27 protein-coding genes are annotated in these 25,346 nt (G+C 73.8%); 7 read left to right on the forward strand and 20 right to left on the reverse strand.

What is annotated here, in order from left to right; all coding sequences use genetic code 11:
- The first annotated feature begins 22 nt into the window (after positions 1 to 22).
- Complete coding sequence (locus B073_RS0138165; protein WP_018543322.1) at positions 23 to 445, forward strand: VOC family protein; 423 nt, start codon at positions 23 to 25, stop codon at positions 443 to 445.
- 122 nt (positions 446 to 567) lie between these two features.
- A complete protein-coding gene (locus B073_RS0138170) occupies positions 568 to 1,467 on the forward strand; it encodes an RNA polymerase sigma-70 factor (RefSeq protein ID WP_018543323.1) in 900 nt (299 codons plus the stop codon).
- Here the strand turns inward: B073_RS0138170 and B073_RS0138175 are convergent.
- Positions 1,453 to 2,100, reverse strand: a complete 648-nt coding sequence (locus B073_RS0138175) for an aspartate/glutamate racemase family protein (protein WP_018543324.1) — start codon at positions 2,098 to 2,100, stop codon at positions 1,453 to 1,455. The two genes, B073_RS0138170 and B073_RS0138175, sit on opposite strands and share 15 nt — an antisense overlap.
- A gap of 184 nt (positions 2,101 to 2,284) precedes the next feature.
- Between B073_RS0138175 and B073_RS0138180 the strand changes: the two genes are divergently transcribed.
- The gene (locus B073_RS0138180) at positions 2,285 to 3,031 is read left to right on the forward strand and encodes a GntR family transcriptional regulator (protein WP_026248127.1); all 747 of its coding nucleotides are present in this window, start codon (positions 2,285 to 2,287) and stop codon (positions 3,029 to 3,031) included.
- A 161-nt stretch (positions 3,032 to 3,192) separates the two neighbouring features.
- Here B073_RS0138180 and B073_RS0138185 read toward each other — a convergent pair whose 3' ends face one another.
- Positions 3,193 to 4,353, reverse strand: a complete 1,161-nt coding sequence (locus tag B073_RS0138185) for an ROK family protein (protein ID WP_018543326.1) — start codon at positions 4,351 to 4,353, stop codon at positions 3,193 to 3,195.
- A gap of 160 nt (positions 4,354 to 4,513) precedes the next feature.
- Here B073_RS0138185 and B073_RS0138190 point away from each other — a divergent pair, with 160 nt between their 5' ends.
- Entirely contained in the window at positions 4,514 to 5,005 is a 492-nt protein-coding gene (locus B073_RS0138190) for a hypothetical protein (protein WP_018543327.1), read from the forward strand.
- 29 nt (positions 5,006 to 5,034) lie between these two features.
- Here B073_RS0138190 and mug read toward each other — a convergent pair whose 3' ends face one another.
- The 7 genes from mug to B073_RS0138225 form a co-directional block, all read right to left on the reverse strand.
- Entirely contained in the window at positions 5,035 to 5,583 is a 549-nt protein-coding gene (gene mug / locus B073_RS0138195) for a G/U mismatch-specific DNA glycosylase (protein ID WP_018543328.1), read from the reverse strand.
- Positions 5,584 to 5,595: 12 nt separating this feature from the next.
- Positions 5,596 to 7,029 (reverse strand): adenylosuccinate lyase, encoded by a 1,434-nt coding sequence (gene purB, locus B073_RS0138200; protein ID WP_018543329.1) that lies wholly within the window; start codon positions 7,027 to 7,029, stop codon positions 5,596 to 5,598.
- Between the two features lie 145 nt (positions 7,030 to 7,174).
- The gene (locus B073_RS47405; protein WP_018543330.1) at positions 7,175 to 7,330 is read right to left on the reverse strand and encodes a hypothetical protein; all 156 of its coding nucleotides are present in this window, start codon (positions 7,328 to 7,330) and stop codon (positions 7,175 to 7,177) included.
- A 191-nt stretch (positions 7,331 to 7,521) separates the two neighbouring features.
- On the reverse strand, positions 7,522 to 9,903 hold the full coding sequence (locus B073_RS0138210; protein ID WP_018543331.1) for an ATP-binding cassette domain-containing protein: 2,382 nt from the start codon (positions 9,901 to 9,903) through the stop codon (positions 7,522 to 7,524).
- A gap of 157 nt (positions 9,904 to 10,060) precedes the next feature.
- A complete protein-coding gene (locus B073_RS0138215) occupies positions 10,061 to 10,471 on the reverse strand; it encodes a VOC family protein (RefSeq protein ID WP_018543332.1) in 411 nt (136 codons plus the stop codon).
- A gap of 10 nt (positions 10,472 to 10,481) precedes the next feature.
- Positions 10,482 to 10,925 carry a helix-turn-helix transcriptional regulator gene (locus tag B073_RS0138220; RefSeq protein WP_018543333.1) on the reverse strand — a complete coding sequence of 148 codons (444 nt, stop codon included), beginning with the start codon at positions 10,923 to 10,925 and terminating at the stop codon, positions 10,482 to 10,484.
- A 70-nt stretch (positions 10,926 to 10,995) separates the two neighbouring features.
- Positions 10,996 to 11,874 (reverse strand): SGNH/GDSL hydrolase family protein, encoded by an 879-nt coding sequence (locus B073_RS0138225; protein WP_026248128.1) that lies wholly within the window; start codon positions 11,872 to 11,874, stop codon positions 10,996 to 10,998.
- 89 nt (positions 11,875 to 11,963) lie between these two features.
- Between B073_RS0138225 and B073_RS0138230 the strand changes: the two genes are divergently transcribed.
- Positions 11,964 to 12,587, forward strand: coding sequence for a TetR/AcrR family transcriptional regulator (locus B073_RS0138230; RefSeq protein WP_018543335.1), 624 nt, complete (start codon positions 11,964 to 11,966; stop codon positions 12,585 to 12,587).
- On the opposite strand, the gene B073_RS0138235 is transcribed toward B073_RS0138230, so the two are convergent.
- The 7 genes from B073_RS0138235 to B073_RS0138270 form a co-directional block, all read right to left on the reverse strand.
- Positions 12,562 to 13,803: an FAD-dependent oxidoreductase gene (locus tag B073_RS0138235; protein WP_037814152.1), complete on the reverse strand. Its 1,242-nt coding sequence runs from the start codon at positions 13,801 to 13,803 to the stop codon at positions 12,562 to 12,564. The two genes, B073_RS0138230 and B073_RS0138235, sit on opposite strands and share 26 nt — an antisense overlap.
- A gap of 127 nt (positions 13,804 to 13,930) precedes the next feature.
- Positions 13,931 to 14,950, reverse strand: a complete 1,020-nt coding sequence (locus B073_RS0138245) for a hemolysin family protein (RefSeq protein ID WP_018543338.1) — start codon at positions 14,948 to 14,950, stop codon at positions 13,931 to 13,933.
- Positions 14,947 to 16,284, reverse strand: a complete 1,338-nt coding sequence (locus B073_RS0138250) for a hemolysin family protein (protein ID WP_018543339.1) — start codon at positions 16,282 to 16,284, stop codon at positions 14,947 to 14,949. Before B073_RS0138250 ends, B073_RS0138245 begins: the two co-directional genes overlap by 4 nt.
- Positions 16,285 to 16,587: 303 nt before the next feature.
- The gene (locus tag B073_RS0138255) at positions 16,588 to 17,013 is read right to left on the reverse strand and encodes a GNAT family N-acetyltransferase (RefSeq protein WP_018543340.1); all 426 of its coding nucleotides are present in this window, start codon (positions 17,011 to 17,013) and stop codon (positions 16,588 to 16,590) included.
- A 72-nt stretch (positions 17,014 to 17,085) separates the two neighbouring features.
- The gene (locus B073_RS0138260) at positions 17,086 to 17,985 is read right to left on the reverse strand and encodes an LLM class F420-dependent oxidoreductase (protein ID WP_026248129.1); all 900 of its coding nucleotides are present in this window, start codon (positions 17,983 to 17,985) and stop codon (positions 17,086 to 17,088) included.
- A 118-nt stretch (positions 17,986 to 18,103) separates the two neighbouring features.
- The gene (locus tag B073_RS0138265) at positions 18,104 to 18,523 is read right to left on the reverse strand and encodes a phage tail protein (protein WP_018543342.1); all 420 of its coding nucleotides are present in this window, start codon (positions 18,521 to 18,523) and stop codon (positions 18,104 to 18,106) included.
- Positions 18,524 to 18,707: 184 nt separating this feature from the next.
- Entirely contained in the window at positions 18,708 to 20,171 is a 1,464-nt protein-coding gene (locus B073_RS0138270; protein WP_018543343.1) for an APC family permease, read from the reverse strand.
- A 218-nt stretch (positions 20,172 to 20,389) separates the two neighbouring features.
- Between B073_RS0138270 and B073_RS0138275 the strand changes: the two genes are divergently transcribed.
- Together B073_RS0138275 and B073_RS0138280 are read left to right on the forward strand one after the other, a co-directional pair.
- Positions 20,390 to 20,677 (forward strand): toxin-antitoxin system antitoxin component, encoded by a 288-nt coding sequence (locus B073_RS0138275; RefSeq protein ID WP_026248130.1) that lies wholly within the window; start codon positions 20,390 to 20,392, stop codon positions 20,675 to 20,677.
- The gene (locus tag B073_RS0138280; protein WP_018543345.1) at positions 20,674 to 21,045 is read left to right on the forward strand and encodes a hypothetical protein; all 372 of its coding nucleotides are present in this window, start codon (positions 20,674 to 20,676) and stop codon (positions 21,043 to 21,045) included. Before B073_RS0138275 ends, B073_RS0138280 begins: the two co-directional genes overlap by 4 nt.
- Here B073_RS0138280 and B073_RS0138285 read toward each other — a convergent pair.
- The 4 genes from B073_RS0138285 to bioB all read right to left on the reverse strand — a co-directional run bounded on the left by B073_RS0138285 (position 21,025) and on the right by bioB (position 25,136).
- On the reverse strand, positions 21,025 to 21,828 hold the full coding sequence (locus tag B073_RS0138285; RefSeq protein WP_018543346.1) for a class I SAM-dependent DNA methyltransferase: 804 nt from the start codon (positions 21,826 to 21,828) through the stop codon (positions 21,025 to 21,027). The two genes, B073_RS0138280 and B073_RS0138285, sit on opposite strands and share 21 nt — an antisense overlap.
- Before the next feature lie 41 nt (positions 21,829 to 21,869).
- Positions 21,870 to 22,604: a dethiobiotin synthase gene (gene bioD / locus B073_RS0138290; RefSeq protein WP_018543347.1), complete on the reverse strand. Its 735-nt coding sequence runs from the start codon at positions 22,602 to 22,604 to the stop codon at positions 21,870 to 21,872.
- 95 nt (positions 22,605 to 22,699) lie between these two features.
- Positions 22,700 to 24,004, reverse strand: a complete 1,305-nt coding sequence (locus B073_RS0138295) for an adenosylmethionine--8-amino-7-oxononanoate transaminase (protein WP_018543348.1) — start codon at positions 24,002 to 24,004, stop codon at positions 22,700 to 22,702.
- Complete coding sequence (bioB, locus tag B073_RS0138300; protein WP_018543349.1) at positions 23,997 to 25,136, reverse strand: biotin synthase BioB; 1,140 nt, start codon at positions 25,134 to 25,136, stop codon at positions 23,997 to 23,999. The genes B073_RS0138295 and bioB overlap by 8 nt, the downstream gene beginning before the upstream one ends.
- Between the last annotated feature and the right edge of the window lie 210 nt (positions 25,137 to 25,346).

Below are 25,346 nucleotides of genomic sequence, written 5' to 3' on the forward strand. Positions count from 1 at the left end.
GGCCTCACGGAAGGCGACACCCGTGCCCGACCTCGGCACCGCATCCCTCCGCCTGGCCCGCCCGTCCCGCGACCTGGCCGCCGCCGGCCACTTCTGGCGGGACGGCCTGGGCCTGCGCGAGCTCTACCACCACACCTCCGAGGCCGGCGAGCACTCCCTGCTGATGCTCGGTCTGCCGGACGCCACCTGGCACCTGGAACTCACCCTCGACCCCACGGGCGCGCTCCACCCGACACCCACCCCGGACGACCTCCTCGTCCGCTACCTGGCCGAGCCGGTCCCCGAGGACCTCGTCGCCTGTCTGGAGCGCTGCGGCGGCACCCGCGTCCCCGCCCACAACCCCTACTGGGACGAGTGGGGCGTCACGATCGAGGACCCGGACGGCTACCGGCTCGTCCTGTCCACCCGCGACTGGAACAACGCCCAAGCCCTGGCCGTGCCCTGACACCACCGCTCCCGCCCATCCCCCCGAAAACTGCGCGGCGCGGCCCGGCTTCCCGCCCGGGGGACGCCCGCCGGACGGCAATCCCGCTGGACAACGCGCGCATCGGCCGCTGGGATGGGACGGTGCAGAGCGAACCCGCCGGCGACGCCACCGAAGTCTTCGAGGCCCACCGCCCGCTGCTCCACGGGGTGGCCTACCGCATGCTCGGCCGGGTGGCCGACGCCGAGGACGTGGTCCAGGACGCCTGGCTGCGCTGGTCCGCCGCCGACCGTGCCGAGGTGCGCGAACCGCGCGCCTATCTCGTCCGGATCACCACCCGGCTGGCCGTCGACCGGCTCCGCCAGGTGCAGTCGCGCCGCGAGTCCTACGTGGGGCCCTGGCTGCCGGAACCGCTCGTCACGGACGTCCTGGCCCCCGGCCGGCCCGCCCCCGACGGCGCGGAGCAGGCGGCGCTCGCCGAGACCGTCACCTTCGCCTTCCTCGTCGTCATGGAGGCGCTCTCCCCGTTGGAGCGCGCGGTGTTCGTGCTGCGCGAGGCGTTCGGCTACCCCTACGCGGAGATCGCCACCGTCCTGGAGCGCAGCGAGGCCGCGGTGCGCCAGCTGGCCGGGCGGGCCCGCCGCCATGTGGAGGAGGGCCGGCCGCGGTTCGACGTCGACCCGGACCGGCAGCGGGAATTGACCGTACGGTTCCTGTCCGCCGCCGCCGGCGGCGACCTCGACGGGCTGCTCGACCTCCTCGCGGCGGACGCCCGGCTCGTCGGGGACAGCGGCGGCAAGGCCAAGGCCCCGCTGCGGATCATCGCCGCGCCCGACAAGATCGCCCGGTTCCTCATCGGCGTCGTCCAGATCTCCCCGGCCGACCTGGAACTGCAGTTCCTGGAGATCAACGGCGGCATCGCGCTGCTCACCCGCCTCGGCGGCACCCCGGACTCGGTCCTCCAACTCGCCATCCGGAACGGCCGGATCGAGACGGTCTACGTCCTCCGCAACCCCGACAAACTGGCGTCACTGGCCCACTAGCCGGGCCGCCGCCCGCAGGCCGCTCCGCGGGCTCGCCAGCACCGGCACCCCGCCGTCCGCGAACCGCTCCGCGGCGGGTGCCATGGACGCCTGCGCCAGGACGAGGGCGTCGACCCCGCCGGTCTCCCGCACCCGCCGCACCGCGTCGGCGACCGCCGCCAGGCTGCCTTCCTGGTCGCCGGCGGTGAAACGCTCCCAGGCTTCCGGCACGAGCACGGTGCGCACCTGGGCCGTCCGCCCGGCGCGGCGGGCTTCGTCGGCGATCAGCTCCGTGGTGGGCGCCAAGGTGCTCTCCACCGAGGCGAGGACCGCGATCCGGGACCCGGTAGCGACGGCCTCCGCGGCCATCGGCCGGTCGACCCGCAGCACCGGCACGCCCAGCGCCGGCCCGGCCGCCTCGGCCACCGTGCCCAGCGTCGAGCAGGTGCACAGCACCGCCCCGGCTCCGGCGCGCACCAACGTCCCCAGCTCCCCGGCGACCTCCTCCGCGACCGCGTCGGGCCCCGACTCCCGTGCCGCGGCCAGGAGTTCCGGCCGTACCAGATGCCGCAGCGGAAGCCCGGGGGCGTCCGTGTCGCGCAGCGCGTCGAAGACGGGGACGTGGACCGGCGAGGTGTGCAGGAGAGCGAGCATTGCAGGAGGGTAGCGCCCGCTCGGAGGCCGGGCGACGGCCGGGGGAGCCCCGATGAGCGGGCGGAATCGGTGGGCGAATTGGTCTTGACCAAGGGTGGGGGCAGTCATATCGTCGGGATACTGCAACAACCTTTAATAAAGAAGCGCTCAATATCTGGTCCGCATGCGGGCCGCGGCTATGGGGGTGGGGACCACGCAGCTCGAAACGGCTCCGGAGCCCAAGTACTGGCATCTGAAGACCGTGCTCAGCGACGCACTGGACACCGAGTTCGCGGTCGGCGAGGTGCTGCCCAACGAGCGGGATCTGGCGGCCCGTTTCGGCGTCGCCCGGGCCACGCTCCGGCAGGCGCTCGAACAGCTGGAGCTGGAGGGCAGACTCCAGCGCCGCCGCGGTGTCGGCACCACCGTCGCCCCGCCGCGGGTCGGCGTCGCCGTCGACCCCACCCGGCACACCTGGCCCGGCGCCGCCGGTGACGACTGGCAGCCGGTCGCCGCCAGCGAGTCCGACACGGTGCCCGCGGCGGTGGCCCGTCTGCTGGAGACCGCCCCCGCGGAGGCGGTCCACATCGTGCGCCGCAGCCGGGTCTCGGCGGGCCGGCCGGTCGCCGCCGAGCTGCTCTACGTCCGCGCCGACGCGGTCCCCGGCTGTGCCGTGGCGGCCGTCACCGACCCGGCCGCCCGCGCTCGCGCCGTGCTGCACGCCCTCCAGGAGCTCGATCTGGACGGCCAGGAGCGCACCGTCGAGCTGGGCTCGGCCCGCGCCGAGGACGCCAAGCAGCTGGACCGGCTGCCCGGTTCGCCCGTTCTTGTCGTCACCACCCGCTATGTCTCCCAGGGTCGGGCCGCCGCCGTCGCGGTCTCCACCTACCGTGCCGACACCTGCCGGCTCACCTTCGGGGAGCGCGAGGCGGAGCCGCTGCTCGCCGGCTGAACGGGCCGTCGCCGCACGTGAGGTGCCGCCCCTGTGCGGCACTGCACGGCGTCGCTCACGTTTTCCGCTCTTCACGGTGTGGGCCCGTTACCGGGGCGTGTGTGTGCGCTCCCGGTAACGGGCCTTCGGCAGTCGTACGTCCGGGCCGGGATGCGCGCGCTTCAGCGCCGCCGCCCCGTCACCGTCCCCTCCACGGCGAAGAGTTCGCCCTCCACATGGTCCAGCGCCAGCCGCAGCGCCCCGGTCGCGATCGCGGCCGGTCCCAGCCGCGACAGTACGACCTCCGGCGGGCGCAGGCAGTAGCGTGCCAACTCCCGGCGCAGCGGCCCGAGAACGCCCGCCAGCCCCGACGCCCAGCCGCCGATCACCACCAACTCCGGGTCCAGGGCCAGCACCAGCGCCGCGACATCGTGCACCAGTCGCCGGAGGAAGCGGTCCACCGCCTCCCGCGCCTGTCCGTCCCCGTCCCTGGCCGCCGCGAACACCGCCGCCACCTGCGCCTCGTCCAGCGGGTGCAGCGGTTCCCCGGTCGTGGACAGCAGTGTCTCCGGCGTGGCCTCCCGGCCCAGCAGGTGCAGCGCGCCGATCTCCCCGGCCGCGCCGCCGAACCCGCGGTGCAGCCGCCCGCCGATCAGCGCCCCGGCCCCGGGACTCAGCCCGGCCAGCACGAACACCACGTCGTCGGAGCCGGTGGCCGCGCCCTGCCAGTGCTCGGCCACCGCCGCCGCGTTGGCGTCGTTCTCCACCAGGACCGGGCAGCGGAACGAGCGCCGCAGCCGCCCGCCGAGCGGCAGTCCTGTCCAGCCGGGCAGCGCGGTGCCCAGCCGGACGGTGCCGTCCGCCTCCATGATGCCCGGGCCGGCCACCCCGACCGCCCGCAGCGAACTGCGGGCCACGCCCGCGTGCCGCAGCAGGTCGGCCACCATGGCCCGCACCCGCTCCAGCCGCTCCTCGGCCGGCGCGGTCTCGGCCACCGTGCGCTGCGCCGAGTCCCGCACCCGCCCGCTGAGGTCGGACAGCAGCGCCGCGACGCGGTGCGGTCCGATCTCGATGCCCAGCAGATGGCCGGCCTCGGTGCGGAAGCGGAACCGGCGGGCCGGGCGGCCCTGCCGCCGGGCCTCGCCCTCCTCGGCGGGCGCCTCGGCCACCAGCCCGGTCTCGATGAGCCCCTCGATCACGCCCTCGACCGTCGGCCGGGACAGGCCGGTCACCTGGACGAGATCGGTGAGCGTGGGGGAGTCCGCGGCGCGCAGCGCGTGCAGCACCACCGCGGAGTTGATCCGTCGCAGCAGGGAGGGGTCCCCGCCGGTGAGCCGACCCAACGTCCGTCTCCTCGCCTCGCCTGTCCCGCGGATCGTAGCCGGTCAGCGGGTGTGCGGCGAGCCCCGAGAACCCCGCGGGCGCCGCACCCGGAGCGGCCCGCGGTGCCGATGCGGAGCGCGCGCCCGGCCAATTGTCAGAACCCGGGGGTTTACTGACGGTATGACGACAGAACCACCGCGCGACGCGCGGACCCAGCCGCCCGGCGGACCGCCCGCCGGCCTCGTCGCCCGGCTCGACGCCTTACGCGCACGCCCCTTCCCGAAGCGGACGGAGCACACCGCGGCCGGCACGAGCGGACCGGGCTTCCATGTGGCGCGCCTGTGGGCGACCGGCCCGCTGTGGGACGCGGACCCGGCGGACGCCGCGGCCGCCCGCGAGAGCTGCGTCGAGGAGCTCGCCGCACTGGTCGCGGTGGTGTCCTTACGCCGCGGCGAGCCCGTCGTCCACGAGCTGGCCGAGGCCCTGGAGCGAAGCGCCATGGGTCTGCCCGTCCCGCCGCCGCTGGCGCTGCTCGCCGGGCGGGTGCCGCGGCTGTACGGCTGGCGGGACGGCCGCCGCTGGTTCGCGGTCAGCGCGGGCCAGGCCGGCGACGGTCAGCCGCACCAGGTGCTGGCCGCCATAACCGACGGACCGCTGCCAGGGGGTGGATGACCATGCGGCCGGTGCACACCCGCCGCCGGTCAGGAGTCGGCGAACGCCGCGGCGCGCAGCCGGCCGTACTCCTCCGCCATGGTCGCCAGTGTCCAATGGGCGTTCAGACCGCTGGGGTTGGGCAGCGCCCAGATGCGGGTGGCGCCCAGGGTTCGCTCCTGCGGGCCGATCGCGGCGCGCTTGTCGTCGAACGCGACGCGGTAGGCCGTGACACCGGCGACCGCGAGCCAGTGCGGCCGGAGCCGGGCCACCTTCTCCGCCAGCAGCCGGCCGCCCTCGCGGTACTCCTCCGCGGTCAGCTCGTCGGCCCGCGCGGTCGGCCGGGCCACGACGTTGGTGATGCCCAGCCCGTGGTCGAGCAGTTCGCCCTGCTCGGCGGGGCGGAACACCCGGGGGGTGAAGCCGGCCGCGTGCAGGACGGGCCAGAAGCGGTTGCCGGGCCGGGCGAAGTGGTGCCCGGTGACCGCCGTCATCAGCCCGGGATTGATCCCGCAGAACAGCACCCGCAGTCCGCCCGCCACGACGTCGGGGACGACGCGGTCGCGGGCGGCCTCCAGTTCCTCAGGGGTGAAGCGCATGCCGGCTCCGGGTCAGAGGATCGCGCCGGGGGTGTAGGCGGCGGCCTCGGGGTGCTGCTCGGCGATCTTCTCGATCCGGGCGACGACGGTGGCCACCTGGTCGGCGGCCGCGCCGGTGAAGGACAGCTTGTCCGCCATCAGCTCGTCCAGCTGCGCCTTGTCCAGCGGGATCCGGCCGTCCGCGGCCAGCTTGTCCAGGAGTTCGTTGCGCTCGGCGCCCTGCTCGCGCATGGCCAGCGCCGAGGCCACCGCGTTCTCCTTGATCGCCTCGTGGGCCTCCTCGCGGCCCACCCCGGCCCGCACCGCGCCCATCAGGACCTTGGTCGTGGCGAGGAAGGGCAGGTAGCGGTCGAGCTCGCGGGCGACCACGGCCGGGAAGGCGCCGAATTCGTCGAGCACCGTCAGGAAGGTCTCCAGCAGGCCGTCCAGCGCGAAGAACGCGTCCGGCAGCGCGACCCGGCGGACCACCGAGCAGGAGACGTCGCCCTCGTTCCACTGGTCGCCGGCCAGCTCGCCGGCCATCGAGGCGTAGCCGCGGAGGATCACCATCAGGCCGTTGACGCGCTCGCAGGAGCGGGTGTTCATCTTGTGCGGCATCGCCGAGGAGCCGACCTGGCCAGGCTTGAAGCCCTCGGTGACCAGCTCGTGCCCGGCCATCAGCCGGATCGTCTTGGCCAGCGACGACGGTGCGGCCGCGAGCTGCACCAGCGAGGTCACCACCTCGTAGTCCAGCGACCGCGGGTAGACCTGGCCGACGGAGCTGAACGCCTGGCCGAAGCCGAGGTGGGCGGCGATCCGCTGCTCCAGCTCGGCGAGCTTGGCGGCATCCCCGCCGAGCAGGTCGAGCATGTCCTGGGCGGTGCCGACCGGGCCCTTGATGCCGCGCAGCGGGTAGCGGGAGAGCAGTTCCGTCACCCGCGCGAAGGCGACCAGCAGTTCGTCGGCGGCGGTCGCGAAGCGCTTGCCCAGGGTCGTGGCCTGCGCGGCGACGTTGTGCGAGCGGCCGGCCATGACCAGCTCGGAGTGCTGGGCGGCCAGCGAGCCCAGGCGGGCCAGCACCGCGACCGTGCGGTCCCGCACCAGCTCCAGCGACAGCCGCACCTGGAGCTGCTCGACGTTCTCGGTCAGATCGCGGGAGGTCATGCCCTTGTGGATCTGCTCGTGCCCGGCCAGGGCGTTGAACTCCTCGATCCGGGCCTTGACGTCGTGCCGGGTGACCTTCTCCCGCTCGGCGATCGAGGCCAGGTCCACGGTCTCCAGGACCCGCTCGTAGTCGGCCAGCGCCTGCTCTGGGACGGCCACTCCCAGGTCCTTCTGGGCGCGCAGCACCGCGAGCCACAGCTTCCGCTCCAGCTTGACCTTGTACTCGGGGGACCACAGCACGGCCAGCTCCGTGGAGGCGTAGCGGCCGGCCAGGACATTGGGGATGCGAGGCTTCGCAGACACAGCAGTCACGTGGTCAGAGTCTACTGGCGGTTTGCGCAGGCCAGCGCCCCGGTCCCGGCTGTACGTTCCTACAGGCGCCGCGCCCCCGTGCGGGCCCCCACCGTACCGTTCGGTCACCGCGCCGCACCCGGGGCGGCCCGTGCCGTCAGTCCTCGTCGTCCTCCGCCCGGCGCTCGCCCTCGGCCTGGGACGGCTGGGTGCGCATGGTCTCGGGGTGCCGCGCCTCCTTGGGGTCCCGGTCCTCGTCCAGCCGCTCGCCCTCGGCCTGGGAGGGGGTGGTGTACTCGTCGTACTGGCTCATGGCCGCCTCCGTGCAGTCGGAACATATCCGGACAAAGCGAGCGTAACGCCTGGCCTGGCCCGCGGCCCGGAGTGATCCCTCGCACGGCGGCGTACCCCTCGACCCCGCCCGGCGCGTGCTCGGCCTGCCGCGCCCCAACGACGTGCACACGGCGCGGTGTTGGGGCGTCGAGAGGGGGCCCGGTGGCCCGGTCAGGCGCCGATGTACGCCGCGAGATGCTCGCCCGTGACGGTGGCGCGGGCGGCGACGAGGTCGGTGGGGGTGCCCTCGAAGACGATCCGGCCGCCGTCGTGGCCGGCGCCGGGGCCGAGGTCGATGATCCAGTCGGCGTGGGCCATCACCGCCTGGTGGTGCTCGACGACGATCACCGACTTGCCGGCGTCGACGAGCCGGTCGAGCAGGCCGAGGAGCTGTTCGACGTCGGCGAGGTGCAGGCCGGCGGTCGGCTCGTCGAGGACATAGATGCCGCCCTTCTCGGCCATGTGTGTGGCCAGCTTCAGCCGCTGCCGCTCGCCGCCGGAGAGCGTGGTGAGCGGCTGGCCCAGGGTGAGGTAGCCCAGCCCGACGTCGGCGAGCCGCTGCAGGATCTTGTGGGCGGCCGGCGTGCGGGCCTCGCCCTCGGCGAAGAACGCCTCGGCCTCGGCCACCGGCATCGCCAGCACCTCGCTGATGTCGCGGCCGCCGAGGTGGTACTCCAGCACCGACGCGTCGAACCGCTTCCCCTCGCAGTCCTCGCAGGTGGTGGAGACCCCGGCCATCATCCCCAGGTCGGTGTAGATGACGCCGGCGCCGTTGCACGTGGGGCAGGCGCCCTCGGAGTTGGCGCTGAACAGCGCGGGCTTGACGCCGTTGGCCTTGGCGAACGCCTTGCGGATCGGGTCGAGCAGTCCGGTGTACGTGGCCGGGTTGCTGCGCCGCGAACCGCGGATCGGGCCCTGGTCGACGGAGACGACGCCCGACTCGGCGGGGATCGACCCGTGGACGAGCGAGCTCTTGCCGGAGCCGGCGACGCCGGTGATCACGGTGAGCACGCCGAGCGGGATGTCCACGTCGACGTCCCGGAGGTTGTTGGCATCGGCGCCGCGGATCTCCAGGGTGCCCTTCGGCTCGCGCACCGTGTCCTTGAGCGAGGCGCGGTCGTCGAGATGGCGCCCGGTGACGGTGTCGCTGCCGCGCAGTCCGTCGACGGTGCCCTCGAAGCAGACGGTGCCACCGGCCGTGCCGGCGCCGGGACCGAGGTCGACGACATGGTCGGCGATCTCGATGACCTCCGGCTTGTGCTCCACGACGAGCACCGTGTTGCCCTTGTCCCGCAGCCGGCGCAGCAGGTCGTTCATCCGCTGGATGTCGTGCGGGTGCAGGCCCGCGGTCGGCTCGTCGAAGACGTAGGTGACGTCGGTGAGCGAGGAGCCGAGGTGGCGGATCATCTTGACGCGCTGCGCCTCCCCGCCGGAGAGGGTGCCCGCGGGCCGGTCGAGCGAGAGATAGCCCAGGCCGATCTCCACGAACGAGTCGAGGGTGTGCTGCAGCGCGGTGAGCAGCGGCGCCACCGACGGCCGCGCGAGCCCGCGCACCCAGTCGGCCAGGTCCCGGATCTCCATCCGGCAGGCGTCGGCGATGGAGAGCTTCTTGATCTTCGCCGCGCGGGCGTGCTCGGCGAGCCGGGTGCCGTCGCAGTCGGGGCAGGTGGCGAAGGTGACCGCGCGCTCCACGAACGCCCGGACGTGCGGCTGCATCGCCTCCTTGTCCTTCGACAGCATCGACTTCTGGATCCGCGGGATCAGCCCCTCGTAGGTCATGTTGATGCCCGCGATCTTCATCCGGGTCGGCTCGCGGTGCAGCAGGTCGTGCAGTTCCCGCTTGGTGAACCTGCGGATCGGCTTGTCCGGGTCGAAGAAGCCCGACTCCGCGTAGAGCCGGGAGTTCCAGCCGCCGCCGGTGTAGCCGGGGACGGTGAACGCGCCGTCGTTGATGGACTTGCTGTCGTCGTAGAGCTGGGTCAGGTCGAGGTCGGAGACCGCACCGCGGCCCTCGCAGCGCGGACACATGCCGCCGACCCGGTTGAAGGTGACCTTCTCCGCCTTCTTGGCGCCGCGCTCCACCTTGATCGCGCCGGATGCGGAGACCGAGGGCACGTTGAAGGCGAAGGCTCCGGGCGGGCCGACGTAGGGCTTGCCGAGCCGGCTGAAGAGGATCCGCAGCATCGCGTTGGCGTCGGTGGCGGTGCCCACGGTGGAGCGCGAGTCGGCGCCCATCCGCTGCTGGTCGACGGATATCACGGTGGTCAGCCCGTCGAGGACGTCGACCTCGGGCCGCGCCAGGGTGGGCATGAAGCCCTGTACGAAGGCGCTGTAGGTCTCGTTGATCAGCCGCTGCGACTCGGCCGCGACGGTGTCGAAGACCAGCGAGCTCTTGCCGGAGCCCGAGACGCCGGTGAACACCGTCAGCCGCCGCTTGGGGAGCTCGATGCTGACGTCCTTGAGGTTGTTCTCCCGCGCGCCGTGGACGCGGATCAGGTCGTGGCTGTCGGCGGCGTGCCGCGCGGGCAGGTCCCGCCCCGGGGCGCTGCTCATCGTGTCTCCCTCTGCGAGGCGGGGCCGCCTGCGCGGAATCGCTGTGTCGTCGTGAGGCTGTGTCGTAGCGAGTATGAAGTGCGGCGCGGGGCCGAAGGGGGCTGATGGCACACGGGGGTGGCCCCGCGGGACGCCGCGGCCGCTGCCGCCGGACGGTTCAGCGGATCTCGTTGATGCGGATCAGGTTGCCCGCGGGGTCGCGGAAGGCGCAGTCGCGCACCCCGTACGGCTGCTCGGTCGGCTCCTGGACGACCTCGGCGTCGCCGGCCTGCAGCCGCTCGAAGGTGCCGTCGAGGTCCTTGGTGGCCAGGACGATGATGCCGTAGGTGCCCTTGGCCATCATCTCGGTGATGGTGCGGCGCTCGTCGTCGGTGACGCCCGGGTCGGCGGCCGGCGGGTGCAGCACGATGGCGGTGTCGGGCTGGCCGGCGGGGCCGACGGTGATCCAGCGCATGGTGCCGCCGCCGACGTCCTGGCGGACCTCGAAGCCGAGGGTGTCGCGGTAGAAGGCGAGGGACGCCTCGGGGTCGTCGTGCGGGAGGAAACTGGCGTGAATGGTGATGTCCATGGAGCTCAGGCTAGGACCGGCGGTTCCCCCGCGCTTCTCGATTCCTGATCGGTCTGGTGACCTGCTTCGCCACGCACGGCGGCGGCTCCTGCGCGGTGGCCGCGGCGTCGCGGCGGTAGGCGCCGGGCGGCATCCCGACGAGTTCGGTGAAGCGGGTGCTGAACGTGCCCAGCGACGCACAGCCGACCGCGAAGCAGACCTCGGTGACGCTGAGGTCGCCGCGGCGCAGCAGTGCCATCGCGCGCTCGATGCGCCGCGTCATCAGGTACGCGTAGGGCGACTCCCCGTAGGCGAGCCGGAACTGGCGGCTGAGGTGCCCGGCCGACATGTTCTCACCGCGGGCGAGCGCCTCGACGTCCAGCGGCTGTGCGTACTCCCGGTCGATCCGGTCGCGGACGCGGCGCAGCAGTGCGAGGTCGCGCAGGCGCGGGGATGCGGCGGGTCTGCTGGTCACGTCCGCGATCGTGCCACGCCGCGGCGGAGTTTCCCAGGCGGTGCGGGGCGGGCGGTCGGGCCGGCCCCGCTCAAGCTGGCGCCACCCGCCGCCAGCTCGACACCGGGCCGGGGTCGGTGTGGTCCGTGGGCGATATCCAGAAGGCCCGGCCCTGCTCGGCGCTGAACTGGGCGCCCGCGCGGCCGTCGCCCGAGGAGCGGCCGGTGAGCCGGCGCCCGATCCACGGCACCAGGTGCTCGCGGGCGAACCGCAGATCGGCGGTGCGGCGGGCGGCCCAGCGGGGTGGGGCCGCGGGCGGCAGGGGTGCGTTCCAGTCCGAGGCGGCGGGCAGCCCCAGGGCCTGCCAGACGGCCTCGGCGACCCGGCGGTGCCCCTCGGCATTGAGGTGCAGCCGGTCCTCGGCCCACATCCGCGGATCGGCCAGCGCCTCGGACGCGTAGAGGTCGACGACCAGGGCGCCGTGCCGGGTGGCCAGCTCGTCGATCCGCGCGAAGAGCTGCTCCATCCGCGGACGGAAGCGCTCCAGCACCGGCCCGCGGCGGCCCGGGCTGCGCATCAGCACCAGCTGCCCGCCGCCGCGCGCCAGCAGGTCCGCGCAGTCCGCGAGCCGCGCGCACACCCGGTCCACGTCGCACCTGGGGCGCAGCACGTCGTTCAGTCCGCCGACCAGCGTGACCAGGTCCGCGCCCATCGAGGCGGCGGGGCCGCACTGCTCGTCGGCGATCTGGTCGATGAGCTTGCCGCGCACGGCGAGGTTGGCGTACCGGAAGCCGGGCGAGGGGAGCACGTCGGGGGTCCCGTCGGCGGCCGGCCGGGAGAGGCCGGCGAGCCGGGCGGCGAGCAGGTCCGCCCAGCCCCGGTAGGAGCCGTCCGGGAGGGTGTCCGACATGCCCTCGGTGAAGCTGTCGCCCACCGCCACAAAACTCGTGTATCGCGCATTCGTCTCCATGGCGCGGTGATCCTATCCCGCGGTGTACGGTCGACAGCGGCCGGAGTTCGGGCCGCGGAAGGAATCGGAAAGACAGAGGTGGGCGTGGGATGAGTCCTCGGCCGGGCACGGATGCGGAGGCGGCGACGTTCACCGAACGGGCCCGCCGGCAGCAGCTGATCGACTGCACCATCGACCTGATCTCCACCCGTGGCTACTCCTCCACGTCGCTGTCCGCGATCGCCGAGCGGGCCGGGGTCTCCAAGGCCGCGGTGCTCTACCACTTCTCGTCGAAGGACAACCTCACCCGGGCCGCGCTGACCCAGGTGCTGGAGCAGTTCGGCGGCCACGTCCGCGAGCGCGTGGAGGCGGCCGAGGACCCGCTGGCCGCGCTCGTCGCCTACGTCCACGCGATGATCGGCTACCAGCGGGACCACCGCCGCCAGGTCCGCGTGATCACCGAGATGCTGCTCGACGACGAGGGCGGCACCCGCCTGAAGGCGCCCGGCTCGCACGACACCTACGGCCGCTGGCAGGCCCTCGCCGAACTCCTGACGAAGGGTCAGAAGGCGGGTGTGCTGCGGGAGTTCGACCCGCGCACGATGTCGCTGGCGATCGGCGGCGCGATCGACGGGGTGATCGGGCACTGGCTCGCCCACCCGGACCTCGATCTGGACGCCGCCGCCGCCGAGTTGGAGACCTTCACCCTCAACGCCGTCGCGCGCCGGGACTGACCCTGGCGAAGTCCGGCGTCGGCTCGGGCCGGAAGCCGATGCCGCCGAGATAGCCGGTGACGGTCCGCAGCGCCGGCACCCGCTGCAGCAACCTCATCGGCACCGGCAGCCGGTCCCCGCGCAGCGTGCCGTCCAGCGCGGAGCGGATCATGGCGTGCTCCTGCTCCTGCGACTTCTGGACCAGCGCCATCGGCCACTCCCGCCGCCGCTGCACCCGGGCCAGGTCGTCGCTGCCGACCGTCCCGCGGCGCAGCGGGCCGGCCAGGATCCGGGCGGCGGCCACCGCGTCCTGGAGGGCGAGGTTGACGCCGACCCCGCCGACCGGCGACATGGTGTGCGCGGCGTCCCCGAGGCAGAGCAGGCCGGGCCGGTGCCAGCGCCGCAGCCGCCCGAACGTCACCTCCAGCAGCTTGACCTCGTCCCAGGAGCCGATGGTGCCGGTGACCTTGTCGTCCCAGCCGAACAGCGCGCCCAGCCGGTCCCGCAGCCACTGGATGTCGTGGCGGCGCATCGCGGCGTCCTGTCCCTTGCCGATCAGGTAGGACGTCTGGAAGTACGACCCGCGGTCCATGGTGACCGCGGCCTGGCCGCCGCCGAACCTGCCGAAGACCCGGCCCCCCTTGAGGGCGTCGGCCGGGGCGTCCACCCGGATCTGCCAGACGTCCATCGGGACGTCGAAGTACCGCTGGCGCATCCCGGCCAGCTCCCGGATCAGCGAGTCCCGGCCGTCGCAGGCGAAGGTCAGGTCCGCGGCCAGTTCCCCGGGCTCGCCGTGCTCGTCGACGTAGCGCACGCCGGTCACCCGGCCGCCGTCGGTGCGCAGTCCGGTGGCTCGGGTGCGCATCCGCAGGGTGAACGAGGGCTCCTTCGCCGCCGCGCGGGCGATCAGGTCGAGGAAGTCCCACTGCGGGACCATGGCGAAGTACTTGTGGCGGCCGGGGATGCGGCGCATGTCGGCCAGCACCACGGTGGTGCCGCCGATCTGGACCCGCATCTCTTCCAGCTTCGGGAACGGCAGCTGCGCGAACTCCGCGCCGAGGCCGAGGTCGTCGAGCAGGTTCAGGGTGGACGGGTGGACGGTGTCGCCGCGGAAGTCGCGCAGGAAGTCCCCGTGCTTCTCCAGGACGGTGACCTCGATGCCGGCCCGGGCCAGCAGGAGTCCGAGCATCATGCCGGCCGGGCCGCCGCCCACCACGCAGCATGTCGTGCGGTTCATGGTGTTCCCCCTCGTCGCGTGCGCATACGGATGCATGACCGGGCGCCGCGGTGCCGCGTACGGACGCGACTGACCGATCGGTTAGTAATCTAACCGATCGGTCAGTGAGGGTTTTCGCGGGGTGGGGTCAGGCCGCGGGCTGCTGCAGCACCAGCTCCCGCAGGACGTCCTCCATGGTCACCAGCCCGGCCAGCCGCCCGTCGTCACCGATCACCGCGGCCAGGTGCGTCCGGGAGCCGCGCATCGCGGTCAACACGTCGTCCAGCGGGGTCGCCGCCCGCACCCGGGCGATCGGGCGCAGCGCCGACACCGGGAACGGCGTGGTCCGCGGGGCGGCGTCCAGGGCGTCCTTGACGTGCAGATAGCCCAGGATGCGCCGGGTGTCGTCGACGACCGGGAACCGCGAGAACCCCGACTCGGCGGCCAGGTGCTCCAGCTCCTCGGGGGTCGCCCCGATACGCGCCGAGACCACCTCGCTCACCGGCAGCACCACGTCCCGCACCGGGCGGCGGCCCAGCTCCAGGGCGTCCCGGAGCCGCTCCTGGGCCCGCTCGTCGAGCAGCCCGGCGGCCCGCGCGTCCTCGACCAGCTGGGCCAGCTGGGCGTCCGAGAAGGTGGCCGCCACCTCGTCCCTGACCTCCACCCGCAGCAGCTTCAGCAGCCCGTTGGCCAGCGCGTTGACCGCGAAGATCACCGGACGCAGGGCCCGGGTCAGCGCCACCAGCGGCGGGCCCAGCAGCAGCGCGGTGCGGACCGGCTCGGCCAGCGCCACGTTCTTCGGGACCATCTCGCCGAAGAGCATGTGGAGATAGGTCGCCACGGCCAGCGCGATCACGAACGAGACGACGTGGATCAGCGCGGACGGGACCCCCACCGCGTCGAACGCCGGTGAGAGCAGGTGCGCGATGGCCGGCTCGGCGACCGCGCCCAGCACCAGCGTGCACAGCGTGATGCCCAACTGGGCGGCGGCCAGCAGCGCCGAGACGTGCTGCAGGCCCCACAGCACGCTGCCGGCCCGCCGGTCCCCGGCCTCCGCGTACGGCTCGACCTGGCTGCGGCGCACCGAGATCAGCGCGAACTCGGCGCCCACGAAGAAGGCGTTGACGACCAGGGTCAGCAGACCCACGAACAACTGGAGCGCGGTCATCGGCCGGCCTCCTCGCCACCGGCGCCGCCGGACGCGGGCGCGTGCAGCAGCACCCGCGCCGCGCGGTGGCCGGCGGCGTCCAGCACGTCCATCGTCCAGCCCGCCACCTCCACGGTGTCGCCGGGCCGCGGGATCCGGCCCAGCTCGGTGGCGATCAGCCCGGCGAGGGTCTCGTACGGGCCCTCCGGCAGCCGCAGCCCGATCCGGGCCAGTTGGTCGGTGCGGGCGGCGCCGTCGGCCTGGTAGACCGCCCGCCCGTCCGCGTCGGTGCCGGCCGCCGCCAGATCCGGGATCTCCAGCGGGTCGTGCTCGTCGCGGACCTCGCCGACCACCTCCTCGACGATGTCCTCCAGGGTGGCGACGCCGGCCGTGCCGCCGTACTCGTCGATGACCACGGCCATCGTCCGCCGGCCGGAGAGCCGGTCCAGCAGCCGGTCCACGGTCAGCGTCTCGGGCACCAGCAGCGGCTCGCGCAGCAGCTCGGAGACCGGGTGCCGGGGCCGCAGATAGGCCGGGACGGCCAGGACGTCCTTGATGTGCGCCACGCCGACGACGCTGTCGAGGCTGCCGCGGTAGACGGGGAAGCGGGACAGCCCGGTGGCCCGGGTCGCGTTGGCGACGTCCTCGGCCGTGGACTGCACCTCCAGGGCCACCACCTGCACCCGCGGGGTCATCACGTTCTCCGCGGTCAGATCGGCGAGGTTGAGGGTCCGGACGAACAGCTCGGCGGTGTCCGCCTCCAGGGCGCCCGCCTTGGCCGAGTGCCGGGCCAGCGCCACCAGCTCCTGCGGGCTGCGCGCGGACGCCAGCTCCTCGGCCGGCTCCAGGCCCAGCCGGCGGACGGTACGGTTGGCGGTGTTGTTCAGATGGGTGATCAGCGGTTTGAAGGCGGCGCTGAAGCCGCGCTGGGCGGTGGCGACGCGCTTGGCGATGGCCAGCGGGCTGGAGATCGCCCAGTTCTTGGGGACCAGTTCGCCGACGACCATCAGGACCACGGTGGACAGCGCGGTCCCCAGGACCAGCGCCACCGAGTCCGAGGCGGACCGCGACAGCCCGATCGCGGCCAGCGGACCGGCCAGCAGGGTCGCGATCGCCGGCTTGGCGAGCATGCCGATGATCAGGCCCGTCACGGTGATGCCGAGCTGGGCGCCGGACAGCTGGAAGGTCAGCGAGCGCACCGCCTTGAGGGCGCTGTCCGCACCGCGCTCGCCGCGGGCGGCGGCGCGCTCCAGATCACCGCGCTCCACCGTCGTCAGCGAGAACTCCGCCGCGACGAAGACGCCGCACGCCAGGGTCAGCAGGAGTGCCACGGCCAGCAGGAGCAGGTCGGTCATCGGGTCACCTCCGTCCCATGGTCGGACACGTTCGGGAGGTTCGCGCTCCGTCGGGAGGACACGCGACGACTGGGAGGCTCGGCCATGGCCGACGCTCACGCACCTTTCGCAGGATTCGTAGGGGAGGGGCCCCGGGAGTCCGTCGTTCCGGGGACTCCATGGTAAAGGGTCGGCAAAGTTGATGGGTGGTGCATGGCGAACGAGGCGACGGGGGTGGTGCTCGACGAGGGGAGCGGGGAACGCGCAGGAAGCAGTGGAGCCCGCCCCGGGCACGGGGCGGGCTCCTCGACAACGGCACGGCGCTCAGACCTCCAGCGGCCTGACCCAGCGGCTCCACTGCGGCTCCGGCGCGTACCCGGCCGCCCGCCACGCGTGGTGCGCCGTCTCGTTGCGGTCCAGCACCATCGCGTCGGCGCGCCGGCCGCCCAGCTGCACGAAACGCTCTTCGGCCGCGGCGAGCAGGGCCTTCGAGATGCCCTGCCTGCGGTGGTCCGGATGCACGGCGAGCCGGTAGAGCGAGGCTCGCCAGCCGTCGAAGCCGGCGATCACCGTGCCCACCAGCTCCCCGGCCCGCTCGGCCAGCAGCAGCGCCTCCGGGTCGCGCGCCACCAGCCGGGCCACGCCCGCACGGTCGTCGCTGATGCTGGTGCCCTCGGCGGCCAGCTTCCAGAAGGCCAGCGCGGCGTCGAGATCCGCCGGACCGCCGGCGCGGATGTGGAGATCAGTCATGGGTGGATCCCATCACCGGGCACGGCGGCCTGTCGATCGGATTTCGGGATGCGGACGGCCTCCGATCCGCGGTCAACTGCCCTTGAGTTCCTCAAGAACCGGCGCGAACGCCTCCAGGAACCGGTCCAGGACGGTGATGTACGAGAAGCCGTGGCGCTCCCGGTGCTCCCGCAGCTGCTCGGCCATCTGCGCCGGCGTCCCGATCAGCAGCGTCGGCACCTCCAGCGCCTGCTCCTCGTCGATCCCGGCCCCGTGCGCGACGAACTCCCGGGCGGCGGCCCGCCGGTCGTCGGTCACCAGCACCTGCTGGACGAGGATGTTCCGCTCGGCCGGCCCGGTGCGGTCCGCGGCGCGCTCCTCGTAGGCCGCGTAGGCCGCCACCGACGCGGCCACCTGCTCGGCCGGCAGCAGCTCCAGCGTGCCCTCCGGCCGGCCCGGCGCCTGCCGCGCACCGGTGAACGCCGCGATCTCCGCGTGCCGTGCCGCCAGCCGCAGCATCCGCGGGCCGTTGCCGCCGATCAGCAGCGGCGGGCGGGGTTGCTGGACGGCCTTCGGCAGCTGCCCGGGGTCGCCGAGGAGCCGGTCCAGCTCCCGGATCGTGTGCTCCAGGTGGTCCACCCGTCGGCCGGGCGTCCCGAACGGCAGCCCGGCCGCGTCGTGTTCGTCCTTGACGTACCCGGTGCCCAGGCCCAGCTCCAGCCGGCCACCGGTGAGCGCGTCGGTGGTGGCCACCTCACGGGCCAGCAGCGCCGGGTTCCAGAATCCGGCGTTCAGCACGAAGGTGCCCACCCGCGGACGCTCGGTCGCCTCCGCCGCGGCCACCAGCGCGGGGAACGGCGACGGCCACCCCAGGTGGTCCGGGACGAGCAGCACGTCGTAGCCCAACTCCTCGGCGCGGCGGCACTTCTCGCGCCAGGCCGGCCCGGTGACGAGGGTGAGCAGGTTGACGCCGAAGCGGAACGGACGCGGCATGAAGCCCCCTGAGGACGCGGTCGTCGTCGGATCGTGCAGGTGCCAGGACGTGCCGACCACCATGCAATCACGGCCCGTTCGGCGTCGTACACGCCGCGACCGGCGCCGGGGTTCTGCGTCAAGCCGAGACGGTCAGGTCCTCGTACGCCAGGGTGACCGACTCCTCGGCGGCCTCGGCGCCCGCGGCGTCGTCCGGGGGCTCCCACGCGGTCGGGAGGGCGCCGAGGAGGCGGTAGCGGCGCAGCGGGGTGCGGTCGGCGGCGTAGTGGACCACCGTCACCGTCTGCCGGGAGTGTTCGCCGCCGTGTTCCCGCAGGCATCTGGTGAGCCAGTCGGTGAAGGCGGCGCTCTTGTCCGGGCCGCGCACGATGGTGACCTCGCCCGGCCGCCCCACCCCTTCCGGGAGCGCCTCCGTGCCCGATGGTGCGGTGCCGAACGCCGGGCCGGAGACCGAGCGGACCGTCTCGACCTGGAACGCGCCGAGCTCGACGGTGACCGCCGCCGGACGCCGGACCTCGGAAGTGTCGTCGATGGGCATGGGCTACCTCCGGGCACAGGGACGGGGCCGGCCGGCCCCGTGTCGACAGCCCGACCGCTGCCCGAGCCGGCCCGGGCGCATTCCGGGCCTCGCTCGAACGGGGGCAGGAAGAACGATTCGGCTCGCTCGAACGGCGCTGTGCCGCGCCGGCGCCCGATGACGAGCCGCCGGGTACCGGCGTCCCTCACCGCCGCCGGCCGCCGGGCCGTGCCCGCACGCGCTGGGTCACGTACCCGGCGGCGCCGACCGCCAGCAGCAGGCCGACGGTGCTCAGCGTGAACGTCTCGAAGGTGAGCCGGGAGACGCCCCACACCGTCCGGAAGCGGTACGGCATCCCGAGCGCCGCCTCCAGGCTGCCCGGGAAGAGCGCCACCCAGGAGCCCAGCAGGATCCAGGCGTAGACCAGCAGCGCCGCGACGGTGAACCCGCGGGTGCCGAACGGGACTTCGTAGGGCCGGGGCACCTCGCGGTGGCGCAGCCGCAGCGCCAGCAGCGCCGGGATCACCGTGAGGTACGACAGCAGCAGGGTGGTGATCGCCACGGAGAGCACCACACCGAAGGCGGCCGCGGCGTCGCCGTGCGCCAGGCGCATGGCGGCGACCATGAAGGTGGTGGCGGTCACCCCGGACAGCAGGTTCATCCGGACCGGTGTGCCCAGCCGCGGATGGAAGGCGCCCAGCGCCCGGGTGAAGAAGCCGCCGTCGGCCGCGGCCATCGCCTGCATCCGGTCGGCGACGATCATCCAGGCGCTGCCCTGGGTCAGCAGCGCCAGCGCGAACAGCACCGCGGCGGCGGTCAGCAGCGGCCCGCGCCAGCTCCCGTAGATCCCGAAGACCAGCTGCGCGGCGTCCATGAAGCCGCCGAGCCCGGTGACCCGGCCCGGCGGCGCGGCCGACAGGATCGCCACCACCGGCAGCAGGTAGCAGGCGGCGGCGACGGCGCCGGACACCCCGATCGCCGCCGGTACGTCGTGCTGCGGATCGAGCATCTCGTCGCCCGCCGCGTTCGGCGCCTCGAACCCGACGTAGGCGAAGAGCAGCACCGGCACCAGGGTCAGGAAGCCGGCGGCGGTGGGGGCGAAGTGCGCCTCCGCCAGCCCCCGGAAGCCGTGCCGGACGCCGTAGGCCACCGCCGTGGCGGTGAAGAAGGCCAGCGCCAGCACCTTGGCCGCGGCCCCCGCCGTGGTGATCCACTTGCCGCGGCGCAGCGAGACCACGGCGGTGAGGATGGCGGCCCAGATGAAGACCAGTTTGAAGGCGTAGTCGGCGGCGGTGCCGGAACCCAGCGGGAAGACGAAGCCGTCCCACGCCTCGGCGGCCAGGAACACCAGCGAACCGCCCAGCCAGACCGGGTTGGTGACCCAGTAGAAGATCGTGGTCAGCGCGGCCGGCAGCCGTCCGAACGCCACGTCCACCCACACGTACGGGCCGCCCTCCTGCGGGAACGCGGCCCCGGTCTCGGCGAACAGCAGGGCGTACGGCAGCAGGAACCCCACCGCGAGCACCGCGATCCAGGTGATGGCCTGCCCACCGCCCGCCGCGATCTGCCCGATCACGTCGAAGGAGACCACCGCGGCGACACCCATCGCCATGATGTCGAACCGGCGCAGACTGCGCCGCAGGTGCGGGACGGGGGCGGGGACGGACACAGGGGCGCTCCTCCGGGGCGGACGGCCGGGCGCCGCGGCCGCCCGGAGGATCACATCGTGCGGCATCCGCCCGCGCGGCCCGGGGGTGGCGCGGCGGGCGGGCCGTACCGGTCGCCCCGATCGGCCCGGGAGCCCGGCACGCTTCCGGAGGACGCCCTCCGGAACGCCGGCACCGGCGGACCTTGTCGGTGCTAGCGGATCCGCGCTAGCGTGGAGGTGTGGCGAAAACGCAGTTGAACGTCCGGGTGGACGAAGCCACCGCCGAAGCGGCGCGGGAGCGCGCCCTCCAGCGGGGAGTGAGCGTGAACCGCTATATCGAGGAACTGGTCCTCAGGGACGCCGGCGAGGTCGGCCAGACCTTCGTCGAGGCCGCCGCGGACTTCATGAAGCAGTACGAGCGCCTCTTCGCCGAGGAGTTCGGACCGGACCCGGGCCCCGAAGGCCCCCGCACCGCCCCCGGCCACCGGGACACCCCCCACCGGGAAGGACAGCCGGGCACAACGTGACACTGCGCATCGATCTCGCCTGGCTCCTCCTGATCGCCGAACAGCACACTCCCGGGGACCCGCAGGTCACCGACTGGGGCGCTTTGATGGCCGCGGTCGGCCGCCACGAGGCGGAGATATTCGGCGTCCCCGTCTACCCCGCCCCCGAGGACCGCGCCGCCGCCCTGCTCCAACTGCTGCTCCACGTACCGGCGTTGGAGCGCTCCAACGCGATGTTCGCCACCGCCGTCGCCTACGGCTTCCTCGTCGCCAGCGGCCTGAAGGTCGCCACCTCCCCCGAGCAGGTCCGCGACCTGGCCCGCATGGTCAAGGACGGCACCACGGACGTCCACGCGATCGCCGAGGAACTACGCACCTGGACGGCCTGAGCAGGCACCGGCCGGCCCGGGGGCCCGCCGGGCCACGGTGATGATCTCCGGCGACTCCGGGCCGAACGGCCGCCGATCCCAGTCCCCGTACCGCGCCTCGACCGCCAGCCCCGCCTCCGCCAGCCGCTCGCTCAGCCCCGCCGCGCCCAGGAACCGCAGCACGGCCCGGTCGACCCGCGCCGCCGGCCACTCCGGTCCCTCGAACGTCTCGGAGAAACGGACGAGGTCGCCGGTCACCGGCAGTTCCACCTGATGGGAGACCCGGACCGTGCGCCCGCCGGGGCCGGTCGCCGTCACCGCGTGGTCGGGCGTCCACCGCTCCCACGGCCGCACCAGCGGATTACGGGTCTCGAAGACGAACCGGCCGCCGTCCCGGAGCGCCGACCGGATGGCGGCCAGCGTGGCCCGCACCGCCGCGTCGTCGGTGAGGACCTGGAAGGCGTGACCGGTCATCACCACCAGGTCGAAGCCGGCGCCGGGGCCCGTGCCGACGACCTCGGGGGCGCCGGCCGACGCCGCGTCGGCCGCCAGCCACTCGATGCCGGGTCCGGTCCGGCGGCGGGCCCGGCGCAGCATCGCCGGGGAGGGGTCGAGCCCGCAGAGGCGGCCGGTGTGCCCCGCCTCCCGGGCCCGCTGCAGCAGGACCCCGGTGCCGCAGCCGACGTCCAGGACGGCGTCCGCGGCCAGTACGAGGCCCAGGTAGAAGTCGTTGTCCGGGCCCCAGGGATTGAGGACGTCGTACCACACGGCGAGCGCGTCGTCGGTCGGTGCGTGCTCCGTCATCGCACCAGTGTCCGGCCGGGTGCCCCGCTGCGGCGACGGAATTACCGTACGGGCGCCGCCGGTTCGAGGTGTGCGAGGTCGGTGGGGGTGAAGGCGCCGGAGCCGCCGAGCCGGGGTGCCAGCCAGGCCGGGGCGGCGGCGCGGAAGGCGTCCGGTGGCAGTGAGCCGGAGCCCTCGGGTACCAGTCCGAGGAGCGGGGCGCCGGCGGCCTCGGGGAGGTCGCCGAGGTTGCAGCGGGCCGCGAGGTCGGGTTCGGACGGCCAGCTGCCGACGACGACACCGGGGCAGTGCAGACCGTACGAGCGCAGCGCCAGCGCGGTCAGCGCCGTGACGCTGAGGGTGCCGAGGCCGGCCTGGACGACCACCAGGACGGGGGCGCCGGCCATCCGCGCGGCGTCGGCGAGGGTGTTGCCGTCGTCGTCGAAGCGGACCAGCAGCCCGCCGGCGCCCTCGACCAGGACCAGGTCGTGCGAGGCGGCCAGTTTCGCCGCGGCCTCGGCGATCTCCTGCGGGCGCACCGGCGGCAGACCGGCCCGGCGGGCCGCCCGGTCGGGCGCCAACGGCTCGGGGAAGCGGGCGAGTTCGCTGAGCGTGACCGTGCCGGCCAGCCGTGCCACCTCGGCCGCGTCGCCCGGTTCGTCCGCCGCGACACCGGTCTGGGCGGCCTTGAGGACCGCGACCGAGCGGCCCTGGCGGACCGCCGTCGCGGCGATCGCGGCGGTGGTGACCGTCTTGCCGATCTCGGTACCGGTACCGGTCACGAACAGCACCGACATGTGTGCCTCCGAACTCTTCGCTGGTGGTGGGGGAGGGGAGGGGCCGCGGGCGGGGGTGGGCCGGCGGCCGGCCCCGCCCGCGGCCGTGGCGTGGTTCAGCCCTCGCGGGCGGCCGCGCGGACCGCGGTGCAGATCCGCGCCACGTCCTCGTCGCCGGTGATGTACGGCGGCATGGTGTAGATCAGGTCCCGGAACGGGCGTACCCACACGCCCTCCCGGACGGCGGCGCGGGTCGCCGCCGCCATGTCCACCGGGTGGTCGAGCTGGACGACGCCGATCGCGCCCAGCACCCGCACCTCGCGCACCCCCGGGATCTCCGCGGCGGGCGCCAGGCCCGCCCGGAGCCCGGTCTCGATCCGCTTGACCTCCTGTGCCCAGTCCTGGGACAGCAGCAGTTCGACGGACGCCTCGGCGACCGCGGCGGCCAGCGGATTGCCCATGAAGGTCGGGCCGTGCGCCAGCACCGGCAGCGCGCCGCGGGAGATCCCGTCGGCCACCTCCGCGGTGCACAGCGTCGCCGCGAGGGTCAGATAACCCCCGGTCAGGGCCTTGCCCAGGCACATCACGTCCGGTGCGACGCCGGCGTGTCCGGCCGCGAAGAGCGCGCCGGTGCGGCCGAAGCCGGTGGCGATCTCGTCGAAGACCAGCAGCACGCCGTGCGCGTCGCAGGCTTCCCGCAGCACCCGCAGATAGCCGGGGGAGTGGAAGGACATCCCGCCCGCGCCCTGCACCACCGGTTCCACGATCACCGCGGCCAACTCGTCGGCGTGCCGGGCGATCAGCTCGCGCAGATGGTCCGCGTAACCGGGGTCGACCGGCGCGTCGAAGCCGGGCGGCGGCGCGTCCGCGAAGATCTGCCGCGGCAGTATCCCCTGCCACAGTTCGTGCATCCCGCCGTCCGGATCGCAGACCGACATCGGCTGCCAGGTGTCGCCGTGGTAGCCGCCGCGCCAGGTCAGCAGCCGCTGTTTGCGCGGTCTGCCCACCGAACGCCAGTACTGCAGGCACATCTTGACGGCCACCTCGACCGACACCGAGCCGGAGTCGGCGAGGAAGACGTGCCGCAGCGGCTCGGGGGTGAGGTCCACCAGCCGCTTGGCGAGCCGGACCGCGGGCTCGTGGGTGAGCCCGCCGAACATCACATGGCTCATCCGGTCCAACTGGCCGCGCGCCGCGTCGTTGAGCACCGGGTGGTTGTAGCCGTGCACCGCCGACCACCACGACGACATGCCGTCCACCAGCTCGGAGTGCCCCTCGGCCGGCCGGCCCAGCCGCAGCCGGACGCCGGCGGCCGACTCGACCAGCAGCGGCTCGCTCCGGCCGGGCATCGGCCCGTACGGGTGCCAGACGTGCTCCCGGTCGAGGGCCAGCAGGTCTTCCGGGGTGAGCGGCTCAGGCATTGGGCGGCAGGTCGGTGCCGGCGCCGCGGCGGCGCACCGCGACGAGGTCGGGCCGGGCCTCCTCGGCGGGGGCCGGCACGGCGGCCGTCGCCCCGGCCTCCACCGCGTCCACCGGGTCTGCCGCCGCCCGTCGGTGCGCCGGCAGCGTGGCGGTGTCCGTGCCCTCCACCTCGAACCCGGCGTCCGCGATCATCGCCAGGTCGTCCTTGCCGGCCTGGCCCTCGCTGGTCAGGTAGTCGCCCAGGAAGATGGAGTTGACCAGGTGCAGGGCGAGCGGCTGCAGGCTGCGCAGATGCACCTCGCGGCCGCCCGCCAGCCGCACCTCCACGTCCGGGCAGACGAACCGCACCATCGCCAGGATCCGCAGGCAGCGCTGCGGGGTGAGGTGCCACTCCTTGGCCAGCGGCGTGCCCTCGAACGGGATCAGGAAGTTGACCGGCACCGAGTCCGGGTCCAGTTCGCGCAGTGCGAAGACCACGTCGACCAGGTCGGCGTCGGTCTCGCCCATCCCGGCGATCAGCCCGGAGCAGGCGGACATCCCCGCCGACTGGGCCTGCTGGACGGTCTCGACGCGGTCGGCGAAGTCGTGCGTGGTGCAGATGTCGCCGTAGGTGGCTTCCGAGGTGTTGAGGTTGTGGTTGTAGGCGTCGGCACCGGCGGCCCGCAGCCGCTCCGCCTGGCCCTCGCCGAGCAGCCCCAGGCAGGCGCAGATCTCGACGCCCTCGTTCTGCTCCTTGATGGCGGAGATGGTCTCCGAGACCCGCTCCACGTCCTTGTCCGTGGGCCCGCGGCCGCTGGCGACCAGGCACACCCGCTTGGCGCCGCCGGCCACGCCGGCTGCGGCCGCCTTGGAGGCGTCGTCAGGCTTGAGCCAGGTGTACTTGAGGATCTCCGCCTTCGAGCCCAGCCGCTGGGAGCAGTACGAGCAGTCCTCCGGGCACAGGCCGGACTTGAGGTTGACGAGGTAGTTGAGCTTGACCCGCCGTCCGAACCACTCGCGGCGCACCCGCCCCGCCGCGGCCACCACATCGAGCAGTTCGTCGTCGGACGTCGCCAGTACGGCGAGCGCCTCGTCACGGGTCGGCACCTCGCGCCGCAGTCCCTTGTCCACCAGTGTGTTCAGCAGGTCCATGGCGATGATCCTGGCGTACGCCCCGGCCCCCGGCCAAGGAGGATTCCCACAATGCCGGTCGATCGGGGTGTGTGTATCACCACACCGTCTTCGTGCGGAACGAGCGCTAACGTCTATCGACAGCCCACAATCGGGGTGCCACCAGCCCGTTGCCGGAACCTGTTTCGTCATGCCCGTTCGCCGGGCCCGGAACGGGTCGTTCCCGGGCCG

Origin of the sequence: Streptomyces sp. MspMP-M5 (assembly GCF_000373585.1) — a bacterium.
GTDB lineage: Bacteria > Actinomycetota > Actinomycetes > Streptomycetales > Streptomycetaceae > Streptomyces.

Bases quoted from the DNA above. Each gene is read 5' to 3' on its own strand.
- B073_RS0138255 (WP_018543340.1), bottom strand. From the start codon at position 17,013: ATGACTGATCTCCACATCCGCGCCGGCGGTCCGGCGGATCTCGACGCC.
- B073_RS0138285 (WP_018543346.1), bottom strand. From the start codon at position 21,828: ATGACGGAGCACGCACCGACCGACGACGCGCTCGCCGTGTGGTACGAC.
- B073_RS0138295 (WP_018543348.1), bottom strand. From the start codon at position 24,004: ATGCCTGAGCCGCTCACCCCGGAAGACCTGCTGGCCCTCGACCGGGAG.
- B073_RS0138245 (WP_018543338.1), bottom strand. From the start codon at position 14,950: ATGACCGCGCTCCAGTTGTTCGTGGGTCTGCTGACCCTGGTCGTCAAC.
- B073_RS0138190 (WP_018543327.1), top strand. From the start codon at position 4,514: ATGACGACAGAACCACCGCGCGACGCGCGGACCCAGCCGCCCGGCGGA.
- B073_RS47405 (WP_018543330.1), bottom strand. From the start codon at position 7,330: ATGAGCCAGTACGACGAGTACACCACCCCCTCCCAGGCCGAGGGCGAG.
- bioB (WP_018543349.1), bottom strand. From the start codon at position 25,136: ATGGACCTGCTGAACACACTGGTGGACAAGGGACTGCGGCGCGAGGTG.
- B073_RS0138230 (WP_018543335.1), top strand. From the start codon at position 11,964: ATGAGTCCTCGGCCGGGCACGGATGCGGAGGCGGCGACGTTCACCGAA.
- bioD (WP_018543347.1), bottom strand. From the start codon at position 22,604: ATGTCGGTGCTGTTCGTGACCGGTACCGGTACCGAGATCGGCAAGACG.
- B073_RS0138225 (WP_026248128.1), bottom strand. From the start codon at position 11,874: ATGGAGACGAATGCGCGATACACGAGTTTTGTGGCGGTGGGCGACAGC.
- B073_RS0138235 (WP_037814152.1), bottom strand. From the start codon at position 13,803: ATGAACCGCACGACATGCTGCGTGGTGGGCGGCGGCCCGGCCGGCATG.
- B073_RS0138210 (WP_018543331.1), bottom strand. From the start codon at position 9,903: ATGAGCAGCGCCCCGGGGCGGGACCTGCCCGCGCGGCACGCCGCCGAC.
- B073_RS0138260 (WP_026248129.1), bottom strand. From the start codon at position 17,985: ATGCCGCGTCCGTTCCGCTTCGGCGTCAACCTGCTCACCCTCGTCACC.
- B073_RS0138250 (WP_018543339.1), bottom strand. From the start codon at position 16,284: ATGACCGACCTGCTCCTGCTGGCCGTGGCACTCCTGCTGACCCTGGCG.
- B073_RS0138265 (WP_018543342.1), bottom strand. From the start codon at position 18,523: ATGCCCATCGACGACACTTCCGAGGTCCGGCGTCCGGCGGCGGTCACC.
- B073_RS0138215 (WP_018543332.1), bottom strand. From the start codon at position 10,471: ATGGACATCACCATTCACGCCAGTTTCCTCCCGCACGACGACCCCGAG.
- B073_RS0138175 (WP_018543324.1), bottom strand. From the start codon at position 2,100: ATGCTCGCTCTCCTGCACACCTCGCCGGTCCACGTCCCCGTCTTCGAC.
- mug (WP_018543328.1), bottom strand. From the start codon at position 5,583: ATGCGCTTCACCCCTGAGGAACTGGAGGCCGCCCGCGACCGCGTCGTC.